Raw genomic sequence first — 19,303 nt, 5'->3', positions numbered from 1 at the left:
AAGACCTCATCACTTAGTCCGAGCCCGTACATCTTCCAGTATGCATGGTATTTTTTGTGGTATGGAAAGTATTCATCCTCGGTTTCAAGTACCCTGAAATAGGTAGTATATTCTGATGGAACCCAGCTGTCTTTCCCAAATAAAATCCGATCCTGATATTTATCAAAGAATTGTTTTGCACGACGGGGTTGCCGGCCGAGTTCCGCAATGATGGCACCGAACTCAACGTTGAAGTTGGGATAGGTGTCAAGCAATTTTCCCAGGTGATCCAGGTTGTTTGCATACCAGCCGAAATGTGCGATTATAAAGGTCGTTTTAGCATGTTTCTTTACGAGATTATGCTGCTGTTGAATAAGCTGTTCCCATGAAAAGCCATCAGAACTGCTGCGGTTTCTGCCCGTTTGCGTGAGAAGCTCCAGCCATCGTTCATTGTTAGCGTCAGGAGCATCCCAGAATTGCTTAGGGTCGGCAGTATGTATTAAAACCGGAATACCCAGCTGTGCACATTTTGCCCATATTGGATCTAGCCGGGGATCATCTACTGGAATTATTTTGCCTTCTTTATCTTTTGCGGAAAATCCGAGGTTCTTAAATATTTTAAGCCCTCTGGCACCCGCTTTCACGTCGTCCTCAAGTTGTTTTACAGTTTTTTGGATCCATCCTTCTTCACCTACGCCGTTAAATGTAATATTGGTAAAGTGAACCAGACGGTTAGGGGTTGTTTCCGCCACGTGTTTCACCGCTGATGCCAAATATTCACCACCTCTCCCGCTCAGGTTTACCATTATCCGCATATTTAGCTTGTCCATTTCTGCAAGCAGGTTCCCCACGTTTTGCGTACCCATGTTTTGCTGGTGATTATGGACATCTATAAAAGGGAATTTAGATCGCGTAAGCAAATGCTCAGGCACAACCAGCGAAGAGGGTGGGTTGTACGTCTCGAAATCGATCCTGTTCTTATCGGTCTGGGCTAGCGTACATTGGCTGAAGCCCAGTAAAGCAGCAATATAGAGATGTTTTGTTTTGAAAACTTTCATAACAGATAATATATCAGCCATGAATTTAATACATAAGTTTTGCAAATCGGAATCGGCAGTGAGAAAATTAAAATAGTAGGCACTATCGAACACCTTTCTTGTTTTAAATATTTTGGACGTTTTTATAACTCTTTATGTATCAGAATGTGCCTTGATTTAGCCTCGGGCGCATTTAAATTTTATTAGTTCAGCTCAAACAATTTGGCGAAATATATACTTGTAGTGATGTCGAAGTGATTTATTGAATCTCAAAAGTGTGCAATAGCGAATTTTTTGAATCCCCTCCTCTCTACAGGATATTTACCAACTTATTAAAAAACAATTTCAGATCTGGATTATGAAAAAGAAATATTTACTATTATTTCTCTGTCTTTTTTCCCTTAGCTATGCTTTTGCTCAGGACGTAACAGTCAGAGGTAAGGTTACGGATGCCCAAAACGGTGAAACACTCATAGGAGTGAGTGTACTGGTTAAAGGCACTACAATCGGTACTCAAACCGATTTGAACGGCGACTATACGATTAGTGCGCCAACAGGTGGGATTTTGGTATTCACCTATCTCGGATTTATATCTCAGGAGGTGGCAGTAAATGGCAGGACCACAGTGAATGTCTCACTTGAGGTATCTGCCCAGGCATTAGAGCAGGTGGTTGTAGTAGGTTATGGCACGCAAAGAAAGCGTGATCTTACCGGGTCTATCACCTCCGTTAAAGGAACGGACATTGAAAAATCTCCTAACACTAATCCTGTTTCTTCCCTTCAGGGGAAGGTTGCCGGATTAACCGTTGTTAACAGCGGGACGCCAGGTGCAGCGCCTACCATACGGATCAGAGGGGTAAACAGTACCAACTCTGCCAACCCGATTTTCGTTGTGGATGGAGTAATTCAGACCAATATTGATTATGTAAACCCAGCTGATATTGAAAGCATGGAGGTGTTAAAAGATCCTTCCTCAACTGCAATATTTGGTATCCAGGGTGGAAACGGGGTTATTGTGGTTACGACTAAAAGGGCTGCGAAAGGCGAGACAAGGATCGCTTTTCAAAGTAACACAGGAATTCAGACTGTGCCAAACCAGATTGACGTGGTGGATGCAGAAGGATTTAGAAAATTATATACTGCGCAACTAGCAAATCTTAATGCCACTCCGTTTGATTATACTAATTATACCGCTAATACCGACTGGCAGGACCTGGTATTAAGAAGCGCGGTGATAACAAACAATAATTTAAGTATCTCCAACAGCGGAGAAAAAAGCACCACTTTGGTCAATCTGGGTTATAGTAACCAAAACGGCGTTTTAAGGAATAGTGGTTTCCAGAAATACACTGCACGTTTAAATGAAGAAATTCGTCTGAACCGTAATCTAAGAGTAGGTGCGGACCTGACTGGTTTTCATTTTGTTAGTAACCCCGCAGATGTAAGTCTCAATAACGTTCTATGGGCAGCTCCGATTGTACCGGTTCAGCTGGATGAAAATACTTATTACAGTATGCCTTCTTTTCAAAGAGCACAGGTGGGGAATGCTATTGCAAATCTAAATCGAACTGATGGTACTTCGATTAATAAGGGGTATCGCGCAATTGGAAATATCTTTGGGGAACTAACCTTTCTAAAGCAATTTAAATTGCGTTCGGCTTTCTATACCGATCTGGGCTTTAACGGTGGCAGAAGTTATAATCCTCTTCCATTCTCTTTCATCAATCTTGGAGAAGGATCAATCCCAACTACTACGACATTTGACAATACAGTTAAAACGAGTGTTAGCCAAAATCAGCAGGAATTCAGGAAATTTCAGCAGGATCACACCGTTACCTATGATACAACCTTCAACAATATTCACAAATTCACGGCGCTCGGAGGTTTTACAACCTTGTATGAAGGAAGTACCACTTTAAGTGGAAGTCGTAGAGATACGTCGCTGAATATTCCGAACAGTGAGGATTTCTGGTATTTAGGTATCGTAAACAATTCAAACCCTGCTGCCAGTGTTGGCGGGGGAGGCGGAGAGTCTTCTCAAATGTCCTATTTCGGTAGGGTGAATTATGCCTTTAGAGATAAATATCTATTAAACGTAACCGTGCGTAGAGACGGTATTTCGAAATTTGCACCAGAGAATCGCTGGGGTACATTTGGAAGTGTTGGTCTGGGCTGGGTTGTAAGTGATGAAGGTTTCTTTGATAATGTGAAGAAAGTCGACTTCCTTAAACTTAGATCTGCATGGGGTACTTTGGGTAATGCGCAGGGATTTGGAAATAATTTGTATCTACCGGGACTTAACACCTCAGTAGTTGGAGTATTTGGGGATAATGTTTATCCTTCGGTAATCCCGGCATATATTCCAGATCCAAATCTTCATTGGGAAATCATCCGTGGTTTCGATGTAGGGCTTGAAATGAAGGCTTTTGATTACCGGTTAAGCGCAGATATTGCTCTTTACGACAGAACGACAAAAGATATCATCACTTCAGTGGATCTTCCAAACCAGCCGCTGAATCTTTTAACAAATCTTGGTACAATTAGTAACCGTGGTATAGAAGTGAGTTTTGGCTGGAATGATAAAATCGGCGAGAATTTCACGTATAGCATTTCCCCGAACTTCAGTTATAACCAGAACAAGGTTGAATCGATTGGCGACAACTTTAACTTCCAACTTACCGGAAACGGCGGCGCTAACCGGACAGTATCAGGCGGGTCGATCGGATATTTCTACGGATACCGACAAGTGGGAGTATATCAGTCCACTGCTGACCTTGATAAAATGCCCGGTTTCGCTAACTCTCTTCCAGGTGATATCGCCTATGAAGATGTCGACGGAAATGGGGTGATCACTCCGGCAGATAGGACGAATCTTGGATCTCCATTTCCGGATTTTAATTATGGAATCAATTTTTCATTAGGATATAAAAACTTCGATGCCATACTGGAAGGACAGGGCGTTGCTGGAAACTCTGTTTACACTCAAAGAAGAACGCAAAATTTTGCGGTTCTTAATTATGAGAGCAACAGATTAAACGCATGGACTACGCCAGGTTCAAACAATGTGGAGCCTGTTCTTGACAATACCCGCGGGAATAATTTCCTGTTTAGTTCGTACTTCCTTGAGCCAGGTGACTACTTCCGGTTAAGAACCGTTCAGCTAGGTTATACATTCAACAAAGCAATGTTGGCCAAAGCATCCATTAAAGGGCTTCGTGTTTTCCTAAGCGGTCAGAACATCCACACGTTCAGTAAGACCACAGGGTATACACCAGAAGCGCCACTTGGTAATATTTTAGGTGCGGGTGCCGATAATGGGGTTTACCCTGTGCCTGCAGTATACACTTTCGGTATAAACGCAACTTTCTAATCATTCAAAAAGTAAGAAGATGAAATTATTAAATAAGATAACAAGAAATTGCGCACTAATGCTTGCCTTAACAGGAGGATTAGCAATGAGTTCCTGTCAGAAGGATTTTCTTGACAGACAAGCGCAGGGTAGTTATGATCAAAACAATTACCCTTATCCCGGCGGATCGGGGCCATACGACGAGTTCCTGAATGGGGCCTACGCCAGTTTGAGAAGTTACGATGTAACCGTTATGCCTTTTGTCGCTGCTGTTAGTATTCGTAGCGATGATGCGGATAAGGGTAGTACACCAGCCGATGGACCTGATGCTTTGCAAATGGACAACCTGAATGTTCTTCCGTCTAACGGAATGACGAATGCTCTATGGCTGGGGCATTTTGACCTGATTGGAAAAGCAAACTATGTGATAGACAGAATAGAAAATGATCCTAACCCGCTAACTCCAGCGCCTTTAAAAGTAGAAGCTGAAGCACAAGCCAGGTTTCTTCGTGCCTATTCTTACTTCATGATGGTCCGCTTATTCGGCAGAGTCCCTTTAATTGATAAAATAACCACTGGATCGGCGTCCGAATCTAATATCCCACAAAGCGGGCCAGCACAGCTTTATCCGTTTATTGAAGCCGACCTGCAATTTGCTGCTGCAAATTTACCTGCGAGTTATGATGCAAAGTTTATCGGAAAGATAACTTCAGGTGCAGCTAACGGTTTATTAACTAAAGTACTGCTTACTCAGAAAAAATACGCCGCAGCAATGTCAACTGCAAGTGCGGTTATGAGTTCCGGGCAATATAGTCTGTCGGTTCCTTACAATACAATTTTCAATGAAGAAGGGGAGAACTCAAAAGAGTCAATCTTAGAAGTCCAAGCTACAGCTGATGCAGCAAATCCTACTAATAACGGTTCGCAACATGCCCAGGTTCAAGGAGTAAGAGGAACCGGTGCATGGGATTTGGGCTGGGGCTTTAATGTTCCAAGTACTAGCCTGGAAGCAGCTTACGAACCAAACGATCCGCGTAAGACTCGTACGATCCTTTACTCTGGGGGAACTACGATCTTCGGTGAAGCGGTTCCTGCGGGACTACCTAATCCCCGCTACAATCAAAAAGTTTATACTAATCCAGTGAAACGCGCATCTGTTGGAAACCGTGGTGGCTGGTGGATGAATGTTCGCTTACTGCGTTACGCTGATGTGGTGCTGATGTATGCAGAAGCAGCTACCGAAGTTGGCGGAGCTGCTAATATTACAAGCGCTTTAAACGCATTGAATACTGTACGTGCAAGAGCACGTGGCGGTAATGCAGCTATTCTGCCAAATGTTGTCACTGCTGATCAGGAAACTTTGAGACAGGCTATCAGACGGGAGAGAAGAGTTGAAATGGGTATGGAATACGATCGTTTCTTCGATCTGGTACGATGGGGAATTGCTGCGCAGCAACTGCAAGCCCAGGGTAAGAATTTCGTAGTCGGGAAGCATGAGTTATTGCCTATCCCGCAGGCTCAAATTGATTTAAGTAAGGGGACGTTAACACAGAATCCGGGATACTGATTAAGTTGAGAGTTGAGAGTGGAGAGTTGACAATGAGACAAAATTATAAAGACATGAAAACGATAAAAAATATAATTCCGGCGGTATTGGCGGTATTCGTGATTACGGTATCATCCTGCCAGAAAGATGGCAACCCGAATAATTTACCTGATGTTTCTCCTTCGACCTATGAAGGTAAAGTTGACGGATATACTTCTTCTGAAGAGGTTTATCCGACGAATCTGGTAGCATACTGGTCGTTCGACGGTACTAAGAATGAAATAAAGAGCAATACAGCGCCAACGTCTTCAGCCAATGATGCGCTTGTCGCTGGCGGTGTGAAGGGACAGGCTTTGAGCTTAAATGGTGGATATTTGTATTATGCAACCCAGTTTAATGCATTCAAAACAGAAGCTTTGAAAAGCTTTACGGTTAGTGAATGGGTACAGATCGCTAATAACGGGTCGAAACGGACGATGATCTTCCAACTGGCGCGTCCGGGAATATTCAATGGGAGTTTGAATTTCAGCATTAATACGCAAAGTTTCCCTGCATCCAATACCACAGATTTAAAAATTCAGCCAACCTTTACAACAGTTGGCGGTGGCACCCAGGATAATATAAACACTAAAAGAGACAATCCTGGCGATCCGAATTATGTACCTTATCTTGTTCCTGCATTTGGTGCAAATGTATGGACGCACCTTTTATTGACTTACGATAGCACTACCGGTGTTTTTAATATCTGGGGCGATGGAATGAAGATGGGTGCATTTTCTAACCGTGGAGTTGGAAATAGTTTGTTTAAATCTTACGAACCAGGTGAAGTAATCATTGGAGGTAACTATAATACTATCCCGGGGAAGACAGTTAGCGCCAACACTGATTTTGCTGCTATGACTGGTAAGGTTGATGAGATAAGGGTTTACAACACGGTTTTGCCTGATGCACATATAAAGGCGTTATACAATTTAGGAAAAGCAGGTAAATAATTACCTGTTAATCGTCTATAAAATATGAGGGTAAATTACAGTATATGTGGCCTGCTGATACTTGTTCTGCTTTCCTGCGGAACTCAGCAAGGCGCTAGTAACAAAGACCGTTTATCGGACAATGAGATTCTAGACTCCGTACAGTATCGCACATTTCAGTATTTCTGGGATGGGGCGGAACCCGTATCCGGCGCTGGAAGGGAGCGATTTCACGAGGATAATATCTATCCTCAGAATGATAAAAATACAGTAGCTACCGGCGCGGCTGGTTTCGGGATCATGGCAATTATCAGCGCTATCGATCGGAAGTTTGTCGATAGGAAAGAAGGGGTGGAGCGGCTTACCAAAATACTCGACTTTCTTGAAAAAGCCGACCGCTTCCATGGTGCATGGCCACATTGGATGATCGGTGAAACGGGAAAAATGAAGCCATTTTCAAAAAGGGATAATGGCGGCGATCTTGTGGAGACATCATTTGTAGCTCAGGGTTTGATCTGTGTCAGGCAATATTTCAAATCCGGGAATGGCAGGGAAAGGGCTCTTGCTAAAAAGGCGACCAAGTTGTGGGAAGGTATTGATTTCGACTGGTACCGAAATGGTAAAGATGTACTTTACTGGCATTGGAGTCCTGAGTATAAATGGGAAATGAACTTCCCCGTAAAGGGATATAATGAATGCCTGATCATGTATGTCCTCGCAGCATCATCTCCAAAGCACGGAGTTCCAGCGAAGGTTTATCACGAGGGCTGGGCGCAGAATGGTAAGATCAAACGAAAAACTGAATATAAAGGCATTCCTTTACAACTCTTCCACCAGGGGGATGCTAAAAATGGAGGTCCTTTATTCTGGGCTCATTATTCGTTTTTAGGGCTGGATCCTAACGGCCTGACAGACAAATACGCGGATTATGGTCAGGAGGTCAGAAATATGGCCCGGATTAATTATCAATGGTCAGTAGATAATCCTGGAGAGTTTAAAGGATATTCGCCTCAAAGCTGGGGATTGACAGCCAGTTATTCGGTTAAAGGATATGCCGCACATGCACCGTCTCTGAAAGAAGATTTGGGAGTTATTTCGCCAACAGCGGCGCTATCATCCTTTCCTTATACGCCTAAAGAATCGATGGCAGCGATGCGGAATTGGTATACCTATAAAAAGGACAAGATTTGGGGTGTTTATGGTTTTTATGATGCGTTCAGCGAGGAAGCGAACTGGTATCCAAAAAGATATCTTGGGATAGATCAGGGCCCAATTGTGGTTATGATGGAAAATTACCGTTCGGGTTTATTGTGGAAGTTGTTTATGCAGGATGAGGATGTTCAGAAGGGTTTGAAGAAGCTGGATTTTAATAGTCCACACCTCGTCCCGTAATGATAAGAGCCTGTCCTTGCGAGGAGGCACGACGAAGCCTGCCCGTCCGGTCAGGCGGGCAATCTCTTGTTAACGGCGCTAGGGATTGCTTCGCTATCGCTCGCAAGGACAACACGATGTCATTGCAAGGGAGGCACGTAACACTCGCAATGACAGGGGTCCTTCCCCGGAGGGTTTGAATCTATTTGTACGCTTCAACAACAGCCCTTCCAATATTTCCATTAGGCTCCTGTATTCTTAAAAGCCCGCTTATTGTAGGGGCAATGTCGGTCATACTATATGGTGCGTTGGTGCGACCCTGTTTGATGCCCCAACCCATTAATACAAATGGAATACGGGTATCGTCGGGGCTTAAGGTTCCGTGAGTTGCACCCGTTGGCCCTGAGCCAGAGTACCAGCCTGGTTTTGTTATGATTTGTATTACTCCGCTTCGATCCCGGTTGTATCCATTAATTATCCGTTCACGATAATTTTCCGGAATGTTAGCAGTTTGTGCATTTTCCATATCAACAGCGAATGCCACACCTTCCTTTTTTCGAAGGAAGTCAATAATGCTTTTTTTAATATCTGCCACGCTTGATTTTTCTGACTCAATAGCGGGATAATTTAGACTCACCGCATAATTGCTAAAGCTTCGCACCGCACTTTTTACCTTGAACCCGTTTTCTAATACTCTATTTAATTCGTCCATAATGGCCGTTGTTTGAAAAATGCCGGCTTTAATCTTGTTGTCCAGCATATAGTTCGCGTTATGTTGTACGCCATGATCGGCGGTAAGAAAAACGGTATAGTTTCCTTTGCCTACCTTAGAATCCAGGTAGGTAAAAAAGGTGGCTAGGTCACGGTCAAGCCTTAAATAGGTGTCTTCGATTTCAATTGAATTGGGCCCAAACTGATGACCTATATAATCTGGTGATGATATACTAACAGCTAAAAAATCAGTTATTGCGTCCGCACCAAGTTGCTCATTTTCTATGGCAGCTTTGGCCAGATTTAATGTTAAACTGCTTCCATAAGGGGTGTTGGAAATAATCCCGGGTCCTTTGCCCATCATTTCTGAAGTTTTCACCGGAAAGGTAGGACTAACTGTCCCCGCAAATTTTCCTTCATATCTAGAATCATCTTTCGTGCTCTGCAGATAAGTATTAATAGGATACAACGTGTTCCAATCTTGTTTCAGATATTTCTCAGGATGTTTTTGAGCATTGAAATTGCTTACCCAGGCGGGCAGAGCATTCATATAATAGGTACTTGTAACCCAGTTACCAGATGTGCCATCAAACCAATATGCAGCATTTGCAGAATGGCCTCCGGGTATAATACTTCCCCGGTCTTTAGAGGCAATAGCAATTACTTTTGAATGAAAGTTTGTAGCCATACGTAATTCATCAGTCATGGTAGTGGCTAATAAATTACGGGGCGACATCTTTCCGACTGCAACATTTCCGCTTCCTACCGTGGAGGCGGTGCTGTCCTCTGTACAATAAACGGATTCACCGGTGGCCTGGATAATAAAATCGTTTCCGGCGATACCATGAATGGCAGGTACTGAGCCTGTATAAACAGTTGCGTGACCTATACCTGTTACGCTTGGGAGGTAATTGATGTATGTATTCTCGACAGAGAATCCTTCATTGAGCATTCTTTTAAAACCTCCGTTACCATAACGCTCATAAAAGCGATATAAAAAATCCCATCGCATTTGGTCTACCATAATGCCTACCATCAGTTTTGGTCTGGGTACGGCTATGTTTTGTGCAGATGCTACTGGTTTTCTCTGCTGAGCGGAAGATGATAGCGAGAAAATGATTAATGTGGAAATTGCAAAGGTTTTAAAGTTCATGTTTTGCTGAGTGTGCAGAATATAAAGTGCTAAATTAACGAATCTTAATAGCGATTAATTCTAAGAAGATTCATTTCAAGCAAATATCCGCTAAAAATCGTACCGGCGATGTAAAATATTAAATACTTGATACTTCCACGGCCTCTCTTGACATGCTAACCTTGCCGGTATAGATCGCACCGCGTTCAACCTGGAAGGATCCATCAGAAGTAAATAAACGACCTGCCGCTTCCACCGTGCTTAAAAATAAGCCATTAGAGGCTGATACAGAGGAGAAGCCTGCTGCGCCGAATAACTGGTACTGAGAAAAAAGGCGGTTTGTCATTGCGAGCTTTAGCGAAGCAATCTCTGACGGCTGCAGAGATTGCCTCGTCGTGTCTCCTCGCAAGGACACCCGGTTGTCTATGCGAGCATAGCGAAGCAATCTCTATGACCGCTACTTGAGATTGCCTCGTCGTACCTCCTCGCAAGGACAAGCTACAAGAGATTCCCCTGAGGACAACCTAGCCTAAATTGACAATCCCCCGATCTTTTTGTGACTTTCAAATTATACCCTTTTTCCCCTTTTTCTTCTCTAAATCTTAATTTTATCTCGAATTCCTGAAATAGGTTTTCAGGACAATTCGGATTTAAAATGTTAGATATTTCAGAAGATAAAACCCACCTGCCGCTGTCTGTTTTAGACCTGGTCCCGGTGATCTCGGGTAAAACTCCAGCCGACTCTTTTAAAAACACATTAGATTTGGCACAGAATGCCGAACGCTTTGGCTATAAGCGTTACTGGATGGCAGAGCATCATAACATGGCTGGAATAGCAAGTTCTGCCACTTCGATCTTGATTTCACACGTTGCTGGTGGTACTCAAAAGATCCGTGTTGGATCAGGGGGCATTATGCTTCCGAACCATTCGCCCCTGGTAATTGCGGAACAATTTGGAACCCTGGAATCCTTATTTCCCGGACGAATTGATCTTGGTCTTGGACGTGCACCAGGTACCGATCAGTTAACTGCAATGGCTTTACGCCGCAATCTGGAAGGTGCAGGAGAAGATTTTGCACAGAATTTAGCTGAGCTCAGGGAATATCTGTCGGCCGACAATGCCGGTGCACGTGTTCGGGCAATACCCGGGGAAGGATTGGATATTCCAATTTGGCTTCTCGGTTCAAGTACCTATAGCGCTCAACTGGCAGGAATTCTCGGACTGCCTTTCGCTTTTGCCAGTCACTTTGCTCCAAACCTTCTTTTTACAGCATTAAAAGTATATAGAGATAGTTTCCGGCCTTCGGAGTGTCTCAAAGAGCCCTATGCAATGGCTTGTGTGAACGTTATTGCTGCCGATACCGACGAAGAAGCGGAACGGAATGCTACTTCTTTGTATCGGGCATTTCTAAATATAATTAAAGGAACAAGAACAACCCTTCAGCCCCCCGTCCAAAATATGGATTCCTTCTGGAATGATGCAGAACGTTATGCTACGCAGCAGATGTTAACTTACACGTTCGTAGGTTCAGCTGAAAAATTGAAAGCGAAACTGCAGATTTTCGCTGATGAAACTGGTGTAGATGAGATCATGGCAGCAGGTATGATTTACGACCATGACGCCAGGGTAAAATCTTATAAGATCCTTTCAGAATTACATCTTCAAAAAAATGAAGCGTATATTAGATCATAATACTGCCGCATAGAAATATACCATGACCCAGCCATATTCTATCTCAGGAGAATCTACTTATAAAGCCGCAGCTGCTATAGCTGAGACGGTTGTCAATATATTTACCCAACACCTTGACGAAGCGACAGCAAAGGGAGAAAAAGACCTGGCTTCTGTTCCTTCCGCCTATCATGTTGAACAGATCCTGGATACGGCATTTTGGGCTAGCCTGAGAAGGGAAGAAGGTAACTCTCCGAAGGTATCATTGGCTTTTTTATCTCCTGATCAGGCAGGATTGCCACTTCGTTTTGAGTACAAGCTTACATTTAGTCCGAACGTACTTACAAAACTGGGCCCAGGGGTTGAGCGCCCTGGAGTTCATTTAGGAGTATGGTATGATCAGGATGGGCTTTATATCTGGGGCACGACACATAAAATACCGAATTATTGTTTTGTGCTCGATGTATCGGAACCGGGACTCCTGGTGATCAAACACCGCCGTTCAAATGGCTTTGGAAAGTTTACAAACATCGTGGTGCTTATCGGCGATCAGATAAAGATGGTTGATGAAAGTAGCCGTAATCTTCCGGACTGTCCGGTATTGCTAACCTCCTTACTCGGATTTACATCCGCATCGCCAAATCATTCAGTCAATGTACTGATACAAATCGCGACTTCTATGAGGGCACATAAGCATGGTGGTACCTTACTTGTCGTCCCATCTGGCACTGAAGCCTGGAAAGAATCAATTATTCATCCCATGAAATATTCCATTTCTCCGGCGTTTTCGGGACTTTCGGATTTAATGCGTCAGGATATTGAGAATTGGAGCAATGGAGTCTGGCAGGGGGAATTAAGCAGGGAAATTGATAGCATAGCAGGTCTCACAGCCATTGATGGTGCTACAGTAATTACCGATAAACACGAGGTCGTTGCCTTTGGAGCAAAAATTGGACGTACTGAAGGCAGCGCCCGGGTAGAGCGTGTACTTATAACCGAGCCTATAATAGGAGGGGAAGGTGTTATTGTCAACCCAGCAATGAGCGGCGGAACACGGCATATGTCGGCTGCCCAGTTTGTTCATGATCAGAAAGATGCCATCGCGCTTGTGGCATCTCAGGACGGTATATTTACCATATTTACCTGGTCACCGTGTGAAAATATGGTGCATGCGCATAGGATTGATAGCTTGCTTCTCTAATCCGGAACCTGCTGACTTAAGCAATGCAGCGTTCCAAACCCCCATATTAGATCAATCGCGCAAATAGGTATAATTTCCCGATCAGGAAAACATTCTGCGATGATATTTAGCGCGTGCCTGTCATTCGGATCGTTGAAGGTGGGAACTAAAACACAGTTATTAAGAATGAGGAAGTTTGCATAACTCGCCGGAAGGCTTAGGTTTTCAAACTCCAGCTTTTGGGGCATAGGCAAGATGACAATCCTGGGCTTTTTCCCATTCTCAAGCTTTGAGCTTTCTAATCTTCTTAGGTTGTCTTGTAAAGGTTTGTAATTGGGTGATGCGGTATTTGATTCCACCACAGTTATAATAGTGTCTTCATTTACGAATCTGCTTAGATCATCGATATGACCATGAGTATCATCACCTTCAATTCCATCACCCAGCCAGATGACATTGGTAACTCCCATATATTCTCTGAAAACCTCTTCGTAATCCGCTTTAGTGAAGCCTGGGTTTCTAACCTGAATACTTGGATGCATCAGACACTCTTCGGAAGTTAAAAGAGTTCCGCGGCCATTCACATCAATGGCTCCGCCTTCCAGTATTACAGGCTTTCCCTTGTACATAACCTGGGTTAAAGGGACTTTTAAAGCAGCTGCCACCTTAGCCGGAACATATTTGTCCAGCTGAAAGTTTTTGTATTTAGCCCAGCCATTGAAATTGAAGTTTAGGGCTTCTCTTTTATCGCCGTTTTTGACGATGATAGGACCTGAGTCCCTCATCCAGCTACGGTTGGTTTTGTGTATAATGAAGGTTACTTTTTTCAGGTCGACATGCGCGGCTGTCAGCATACCCGAAACATTTTCCTTTTGCTTTGAATCTGCTACGATTAGAAAAACCTGCTCGTATAAGCTGATCTTTTTGATGAACTCGACAAAGTCCCATTTGATAGCTTCATACTTTCCCGGCCAGTCTTTGCCGCTATGAGGAAAACAAAGTAAAATGCCCTGCTGCTTTTCCCATTCAGCCGGAAATCTTCTGTTTAAAGAACTCATATTACCGGGCTCTTTTGGTGATGTCTTCGTAAGAATCAATTCTGCGATCCCTGAAAAACGGCCAGTTTTGCCTCACGTTTTCCTGTAGGTCGAGATCAACTTCAGCGATTAGGATTTCTTCTTTGTCTTCTGATGCTTGCGCGAGAATCTCGCCCTGCGGCCCGCAGATAAATGATGATCCCCAGAATTGGATGCCGTCAGTTCCGGGAACATATTGCTCCAGGCCGATGCGGTTCGCCGCCGCAACGTAAACTCCGTTAGCTACTGCATGTCCCTTCATCACTGTCATCCAGGCGTTCTGTTGTTTCTCTCCGAATTCTTCTTTTTCTTTGGGATGCCAACCAATTGCGGTAGGGTAGAATAGAACTTCTGCACCCTGCAGCGCAGTTAAACGCGCCGCCTCCGGATACCACTGGTCCCAGCAGATTAATGTTCCTATTTTTCCTTTATTTGTAGGGAAGGTTTTGAAGCCGATATCACCGGGTGTGAAATAGAATTTCTCGTAGAAATGGGGATCGTCCGGAATGTGCATTTTGCGATAAAGCCCGGCTTCGGTTCCGTCAGTGTTTATTATGTAGGCGCTGTTGTGATAAATCCCAGCCATTCTTTTCTCAAAGAAAGGGACGATAATGACCACGCCCAACTCTTTTGCCAGCGCACTGAAAGCTGTAAATGAGGTACTGTATAAGGGCTCTGCTAAAGCAAAGGCATCAGTGCTTTCATCCTGGCAGAAATAATGGGCGCTGTAAAGTTCCGGTATACAAATCACCTCCGCCCCCTGAGCTGCTGCATCACCCACCCATTTGAGGCATTTCTTCAGATTGTTTTCGGGGATATCATTCAGGCTTACCTGAACTACTGCTACTTTATATTTTTTGTTGGGCATAATGGTTTCGTCTCTATCACGAGTGCAAAATTACTGAAAATATTATTGAGGGAAAGTAAATATGCAGGTTGACCAACAAGGGATTCCCTTAATTTAGGTCAATATATTGTTTGGAATGAAACAGTAACACAATAGAAGATCATTAAAAGTCGGGTCTGTCATCAGATGACGCACCGTCCTTTTTTGCAAGACACTCCTTGATGACCTTCATAAAATTATCGAGATCAAATGGCTTACTTATAAATGCATCACAGTCGTATGTACCAAGAGATTGAAGAACTTTGGGATATCCAGAGAAAATAATTACGGGAAGATGAGCGGTGCTCGGTTCCGTTTTAATCATATGGCAAAGTTCGCCGCCATTGATCCCATAAAGCAAATAATCAATTAAAATAAGATCGGGATTCTTGTCGTGGATCATTTGAAATATATCTTCAACAATAGGGCTCGTGTCAACGGAATAATTCTCCATTGATAGTGCGGCATCAACCGCTTCAAGAATATTCTGGTCGTTATCGATCACAAGAATGCGTTTTTGCATAGATTTTGAATTTTAGACTTAACAACGCCTTTTAATTTTTGTTAGGACAGCCACGAAAAAGATACCATACTATTCCTAAGTTGAGGTTTCAACTTATTTAAAGGTAATACCTAACCCAATTCGGTAAGAACCTATAGTGAAACTTTCCTGGAAGAAGTTGGAAGGGAAATCGATTTCCTGGTAATTATAACCAGTTTGCAATCCAAGGTTTAATCCTTTGTTAACAGGCACTGAATAAGAAAGTCCCACACCGGCAGTTAAGCCTCGGTTAAGGTTGTTGAAAATCTTAACGGAATATCCACCGTAAATATCCGCTTTGAATCCGGAAAGATCTGGATTGAAAAAATAGGCAGCGTTGATGGTAATTGGTAGAGTATTGTATGAGGCACCGTTGTTCCTTTTATAATTGTCTGTGCCGAGCGCAATGCCTAAACCGTAATTCTCCTTTATAATGCGCGTGATTCCGGTTCGTGTCCTGAAGCCATTGAATTCGGTATTGTTTCCTAATGTATTGCTCTGATGAATCAAGCCCCCAATTTCGGTATGGTTGATCACTTTTCTGCCCTGAGAGTAAGTTTTAATTGCAGTAAAGCAAATCAAGATCAGTATCAGAGAATTAATTACGAATGATTTCATTTATATAGTATAGTTTAACGAAGATAATGGTGAATACGAATATAAGTACTGTTAGCTAATTTATTTAGTAGATTTTTCCATAATTTTACCAGCAAATAATATACGAGATTAACGCGCCCTTAGTTCATGGCATTATACATTAACTCTTTAAATTCAGGCAGCAACGGAAATTGCTATTATCTTGCAAACGAAGAGGATGCTATTCTGGTAGATGTTGGATTAAATTGCCGTGAAACCGAAAGGCGGATGACCAGGCTTGGGTTATCAATGAGTAAAGTTCGGGCTATTTTTATTTCTCATGAACACTCGGACCATATTTCTGGTCTGCCGGTTATTGCCCGTAAGTACCAGTTACCGGTTTATATTACCCCTGGAACCCGCTTGCGGGGTCGTCTTTCATTGCAAGATGAGCTGGTTAAATCGTTTAATGCGCATGAGTGTATAAACATTGGGGACTTGAACATTACAGCCTTCCCGAAATTACATGATGCTTCCGAGCCGCATAGCTTTATTGTTAGCTGCAGGGATGTAACAGTAGGGGTTTTTACAGATATCGGTTTCCCCTGTGAAAATGTGATCCGGTATTTTAAAAAATGTAATGCGGCATTTCTTGAAGCCAATTATGATGAGGAGATGCTCGACAAGGGTAGATATCCGTATTTTCTAAAAAACAGAATCCGCGGAGGAAAGGGGCATTTGTCAAACAGGCAAGCACTTGAGTTATTCACATCCTGTAAGCCATCGAGATTGAGCCATTTGCTATTATCACACCTTTCGCGGGATAATAATTGTCCTGATCTGGTGCTTGAACTATTTAAACGTTCGGCTGGTGAGACAGAAATTATAGTTGCATCAAGGGAGAGGGAGACGGAGGTATACCACATTAAAACAGTTGAAAGTGGAAAGCTGAAAGCTGAAAGCGAAACGCGCCCGGAAATTTTGTCCATCGAAGTTCCTTTGCAAGAAAATTTGCAGTATTCTTTGTTTTAAATCACTGCAAAGTCTTGGCCTGTCTCAGGTTAACTCGCTTTACCTTTATGTTCCCAATGATCTTTTATGACCTTTCCGTCTTTGTCCATTTTAAGGCGCCTTGTAAATCGTTCGCCTTTTATCTTGCCGTCAGCCACTCTTTCGCCGAGAAATAACAGAACAGGTCTACCCATCGCATCAGTTTTAAATGCCATATAAATTCTTTTGAAAGGCTTCTCAATCAATGAATCAGGTTCATAAACTTTGTTTAGGACCTTTAATACGGGCTCTTTAAGTTCCATTTGCGCAATTATATTTTTCGGTTTAGACCAGACATCATCCAGGTTGACTTTAGTTTTTCATCCTCAGAATCGTCCGTTTTCATTTCATCCGGATAAGGGTTTAATTTATCCTCATCCGCGTTTTCCACTTGTACAGAACTTTGGGCCGATTTTGCAGGATTAGGTTCCACTTCCGCCGGAGAGGGGTTAATCCCATTATCATCTGAAAGGCTATCATCTCCTTCACCACCTCCCTCACGATACTCCTGCTCCTCTGTTTCCGGCAGGTCAATGTTCTGGTTAAAGTCTGACACACCTGCACCGCTTACGCTGCCCATGCTCATGTCATTCCCCATATCCAGTTCATTGCCCTGGTGTTCTGCTCCATCCGGATCTTTTTGATCCTTTCGTGGATTGTTTTGGTTTTCGATCATCGCTCAGTTTTTAGGTATATAACAAAGTAATGGTAAACTAGTTTGGTAAAGGGGAAGTCATTTGGACGGGTTATTTCATAAATAGGAGCAAAGAACAAGGAATAAGGACAAGGGGCTTTTAATGAATTTGAGACAGTCTTTGCTCTTTGCTCCTTGCTCCTTGCTCTATTTCAGTTCAATTTTCCCTAAATCCCTCACCGCCGGCCCAGTTAACACCTTACCCTCAATATCGTACCGGGCGCCGTGACAAGGGCAATCCCAGCTCTTCTCTTCACCATTCCAGTTCACTATACAACCAGCATGCGTGCATACGGGGCTTAATGCATGAATATCACCGTCTTCATCCCGGTATGCGGCGATCTTTTTGCCATCGAGTTTTATCACTTTCCCGCTGCCTGGCTTAAGACGTTTGATTGAATCTGTTTCATGAACGGAAAGCCTGTCGGCTACAAAGTGGTACACCACATCTGCATTTTCCTTAACAAATTCCGTAAAGCCGTCTATTGGTTTTATCCGCGTCGTGCTAAATAATTCTGCATAAGGATGGGTTTTTCCTAGAACAGCATCAGCAAGAATTTCTGCTGATATACTGCCAAGCATCATTCCGTTTCCGTTATAACCTGTCGCACAATAAATTCCTTCAGCGTATAATGGGATTTGTCCCACATATGGCAAGCCATCTACGGGGATGTAATATTGAGAAGACCATTTATATTTTACTGAGGAGATGTCAAAGTGTGTCCGGGCATATTTCTCCAAGTCGGTAAAGGCTTTCCCGGGATCGTCATGGCCCGTCTTATGGTCATTTCCGCCAATAAGCAACAGTTCCTGTCCATCAATTACATGGCTCCTGAAATAATGATAAGGTTCTCTCATGTCGTACACTAGTGCCTGCGGATAGTTATCGCTTTTTAATTTAACAGCAATAACATAACTGCGGTAGGGTGCACAACGAAAACTAAATACGTTTATCCCGGGAGGTATATGGGTAGCGTAAATGACATTTCTGGATTTATAGCTATTTTCTCCTGATATGGCGGAATGGATTCCGTCATCAGTTTTAATTTCTTCAATTTTGGTGTCTTCTAGTAATCGCCCCCCAGCATTAATATATCCCTGCAGTAAGGCCTGAGTATATTTCATTGGGTGGAACTGGGCCTGGCCCGGCAGCAATACTGCCCGTTTAAATGGGATTGGAAGCGGGATTTTATCCACGTAGGATATCGGAACATTTACCTTTTTCGTGCCATCGTAAAGGTCTTCAAGCTGTTTTACTTGATCTTCATCTTCTGCATAGACATAGCCTGGTTTTTCCTCAAAATCGCAGTCGATATTATAGGATTCTATATTTTTACGGATTAAGCTGAATCCGGAATTGATCGCCGCTGCGAAATGCTCTGCCCCTTTTTCGCCGAAGGCACTCTCTGCTTCTGAATAAGTAGTGTCTGCGAAAGTATTTATATGAGCGCTGGTACCTCCGGTAGTGCCATAGCCTGAATTGTGAGCATCGACAATCAGGATTTCTTTCCCTGCCTTTCGAAGGATCAGGC

General features: G+C 43.2%; 17 protein-coding genes. 7 read left to right on the top strand and 10 right to left on the bottom strand.

Annotated features, from left to right (window positions below):
- Positions 1 to 1,058, bottom strand: a 1,058-nt coding sequence (locus WBJ10_RS10285; RefSeq protein WP_424289962.1) for an amidohydrolase family protein, incomplete at its 3' end; no start/stop codon positions are given.
- Between the two features lie 316 nt (positions 1,059 to 1,374).
- Here WBJ10_RS10285 and WBJ10_RS10280 point away from each other — a divergent pair.
- From WBJ10_RS10280 to WBJ10_RS10265, 4 genes are read left to right on the top strand one after another with little or no spacing between them, the layout of a single operon-like run.
- Complete coding sequence (locus WBJ10_RS10280) at positions 1,375 to 4,386, top strand: SusC/RagA family TonB-linked outer membrane protein (RefSeq protein ID WP_424289960.1); 3,012 nt, start codon at positions 1,375 to 1,377, stop codon at positions 4,384 to 4,386.
- Positions 4,387 to 4,405: 19 nt separating this feature from the next.
- Positions 4,406 to 5,932, top strand: a complete 1,527-nt coding sequence (locus WBJ10_RS10275) for a RagB/SusD family nutrient uptake outer membrane protein (protein ID WP_424289958.1) — start codon at positions 4,406 to 4,408, stop codon at positions 5,930 to 5,932.
- 53 nt (positions 5,933 to 5,985) lie between these two features.
- Positions 5,986 to 6,903, top strand: coding sequence for a LamG-like jellyroll fold domain-containing protein (locus WBJ10_RS10270; RefSeq protein ID WP_424289956.1), 918 nt, complete (start codon positions 5,986 to 5,988; stop codon positions 6,901 to 6,903).
- Between the two features lie 24 nt (positions 6,904 to 6,927).
- Positions 6,928 to 8,274: a glucoamylase family protein gene (locus WBJ10_RS10265; protein WP_424289954.1), complete on the top strand. Its 1,347-nt coding sequence runs from the start codon at positions 6,928 to 6,930 to the stop codon at positions 8,272 to 8,274.
- A gap of 181 nt (positions 8,275 to 8,455) precedes the next feature.
- On the opposite strand, the gene pafA is transcribed toward WBJ10_RS10265, so the two are convergent.
- Complete coding sequence (gene pafA / locus WBJ10_RS10260) at positions 8,456 to 10,117, bottom strand: alkaline phosphatase PafA (protein ID WP_424289952.1); 1,662 nt, start codon at positions 10,115 to 10,117, stop codon at positions 8,456 to 8,458.
- Positions 10,118 to 10,235: 118 nt separating this feature from the next.
- Positions 10,236 to 10,442 (bottom strand): hypothetical protein, encoded by a 207-nt coding sequence (locus WBJ10_RS10255; RefSeq protein ID WP_424289950.1) that lies wholly within the window; start codon positions 10,440 to 10,442, stop codon positions 10,236 to 10,238.
- Positions 10,443 to 10,751: 309 nt separating this feature from the next.
- Between WBJ10_RS10255 and WBJ10_RS10250 the strand changes: the two genes are divergently transcribed.
- Positions 10,752 to 11,789 (top strand): LLM class flavin-dependent oxidoreductase, encoded by a 1,038-nt coding sequence (locus WBJ10_RS10250; RefSeq protein WP_424289948.1) that lies wholly within the window; start codon positions 10,752 to 10,754, stop codon positions 11,787 to 11,789.
- A 22-nt stretch (positions 11,790 to 11,811) separates the two neighbouring features.
- Entirely contained in the window at positions 11,812 to 12,969 is a 1,158-nt protein-coding gene (locus WBJ10_RS10245) for a putative sensor domain DACNV-containing protein (protein WP_424289946.1), read from the top strand.
- On the opposite strand, the gene WBJ10_RS10240 is transcribed toward WBJ10_RS10245, so the two are convergent.
- From WBJ10_RS10240 to WBJ10_RS10225, 4 genes are all read right to left on the bottom strand, one after another.
- Positions 12,966 to 14,006, bottom strand: coding sequence for an agmatine deiminase family protein (locus tag WBJ10_RS10240; protein ID WP_424289944.1), 1,041 nt, complete (start codon positions 14,004 to 14,006; stop codon positions 12,966 to 12,968). The two genes, WBJ10_RS10245 and WBJ10_RS10240, sit on opposite strands and share 4 nt — an antisense overlap.
- A gap of 1 nt (position 14,007) precedes the next feature.
- Complete coding sequence (locus WBJ10_RS10235; protein WP_424289942.1) at positions 14,008 to 14,892, bottom strand: carbon-nitrogen hydrolase; 885 nt, start codon at positions 14,890 to 14,892, stop codon at positions 14,008 to 14,010.
- A gap of 142 nt (positions 14,893 to 15,034) precedes the next feature.
- Positions 15,035 to 15,433: a response regulator gene (locus WBJ10_RS10230; protein ID WP_424289940.1), complete on the bottom strand. Its 399-nt coding sequence runs from the start codon at positions 15,431 to 15,433 to the stop codon at positions 15,035 to 15,037.
- Positions 15,434 to 15,526: 93 nt separating this feature from the next.
- On the bottom strand, positions 15,527 to 16,069 hold the full coding sequence (locus WBJ10_RS10225; protein ID WP_424289938.1) for a hypothetical protein: 543 nt from the start codon (positions 16,067 to 16,069) through the stop codon (positions 15,527 to 15,529).
- Positions 16,070 to 16,195: 126 nt separating this feature from the next.
- On the opposite strand from WBJ10_RS10225, the gene WBJ10_RS10220 reads away from it, so the two are divergent.
- The gene (locus tag WBJ10_RS10220) at positions 16,196 to 17,059 is read left to right on the top strand and encodes an MBL fold metallo-hydrolase (RefSeq protein WP_424289936.1); all 864 of its coding nucleotides are present in this window, start codon (positions 16,196 to 16,198) and stop codon (positions 17,057 to 17,059) included.
- Between the two features lie 29 nt (positions 17,060 to 17,088).
- On the opposite strand, the gene WBJ10_RS10215 is transcribed toward WBJ10_RS10220, so the two are convergent.
- The 3 genes from WBJ10_RS10215 to WBJ10_RS10205 form a co-directional block, all read right to left on the bottom strand.
- A complete protein-coding gene (locus WBJ10_RS10215; RefSeq protein WP_424289934.1) occupies positions 17,089 to 17,340 on the bottom strand; it encodes a hypothetical protein in 252 nt (83 codons plus the stop codon).
- 8 nt (positions 17,341 to 17,348) lie between these two features.
- Complete coding sequence (locus WBJ10_RS10210) at positions 17,349 to 17,753, bottom strand: hypothetical protein (protein WP_424289932.1); 405 nt, start codon at positions 17,751 to 17,753, stop codon at positions 17,349 to 17,351.
- A 165-nt stretch (positions 17,754 to 17,918) separates the two neighbouring features.
- The coding region (locus WBJ10_RS10205) for an FAD-dependent oxidoreductase (RefSeq protein WP_424289930.1) at positions 17,919 to 19,303 on the bottom strand (1,385 nt) is incomplete at its 5' end.

The organism is Daejeonella sp., assembly GCF_049655485.1.
Taxonomy (GTDB): Bacteria; Bacteroidota; Bacteroidia; order Sphingobacteriales; family Sphingobacteriaceae; genus Daejeonella.
The sequence above is the reverse complement of the archived record's forward strand: the minus strand, read 5'-3'. Positions and strand labels throughout refer to the sequence as shown.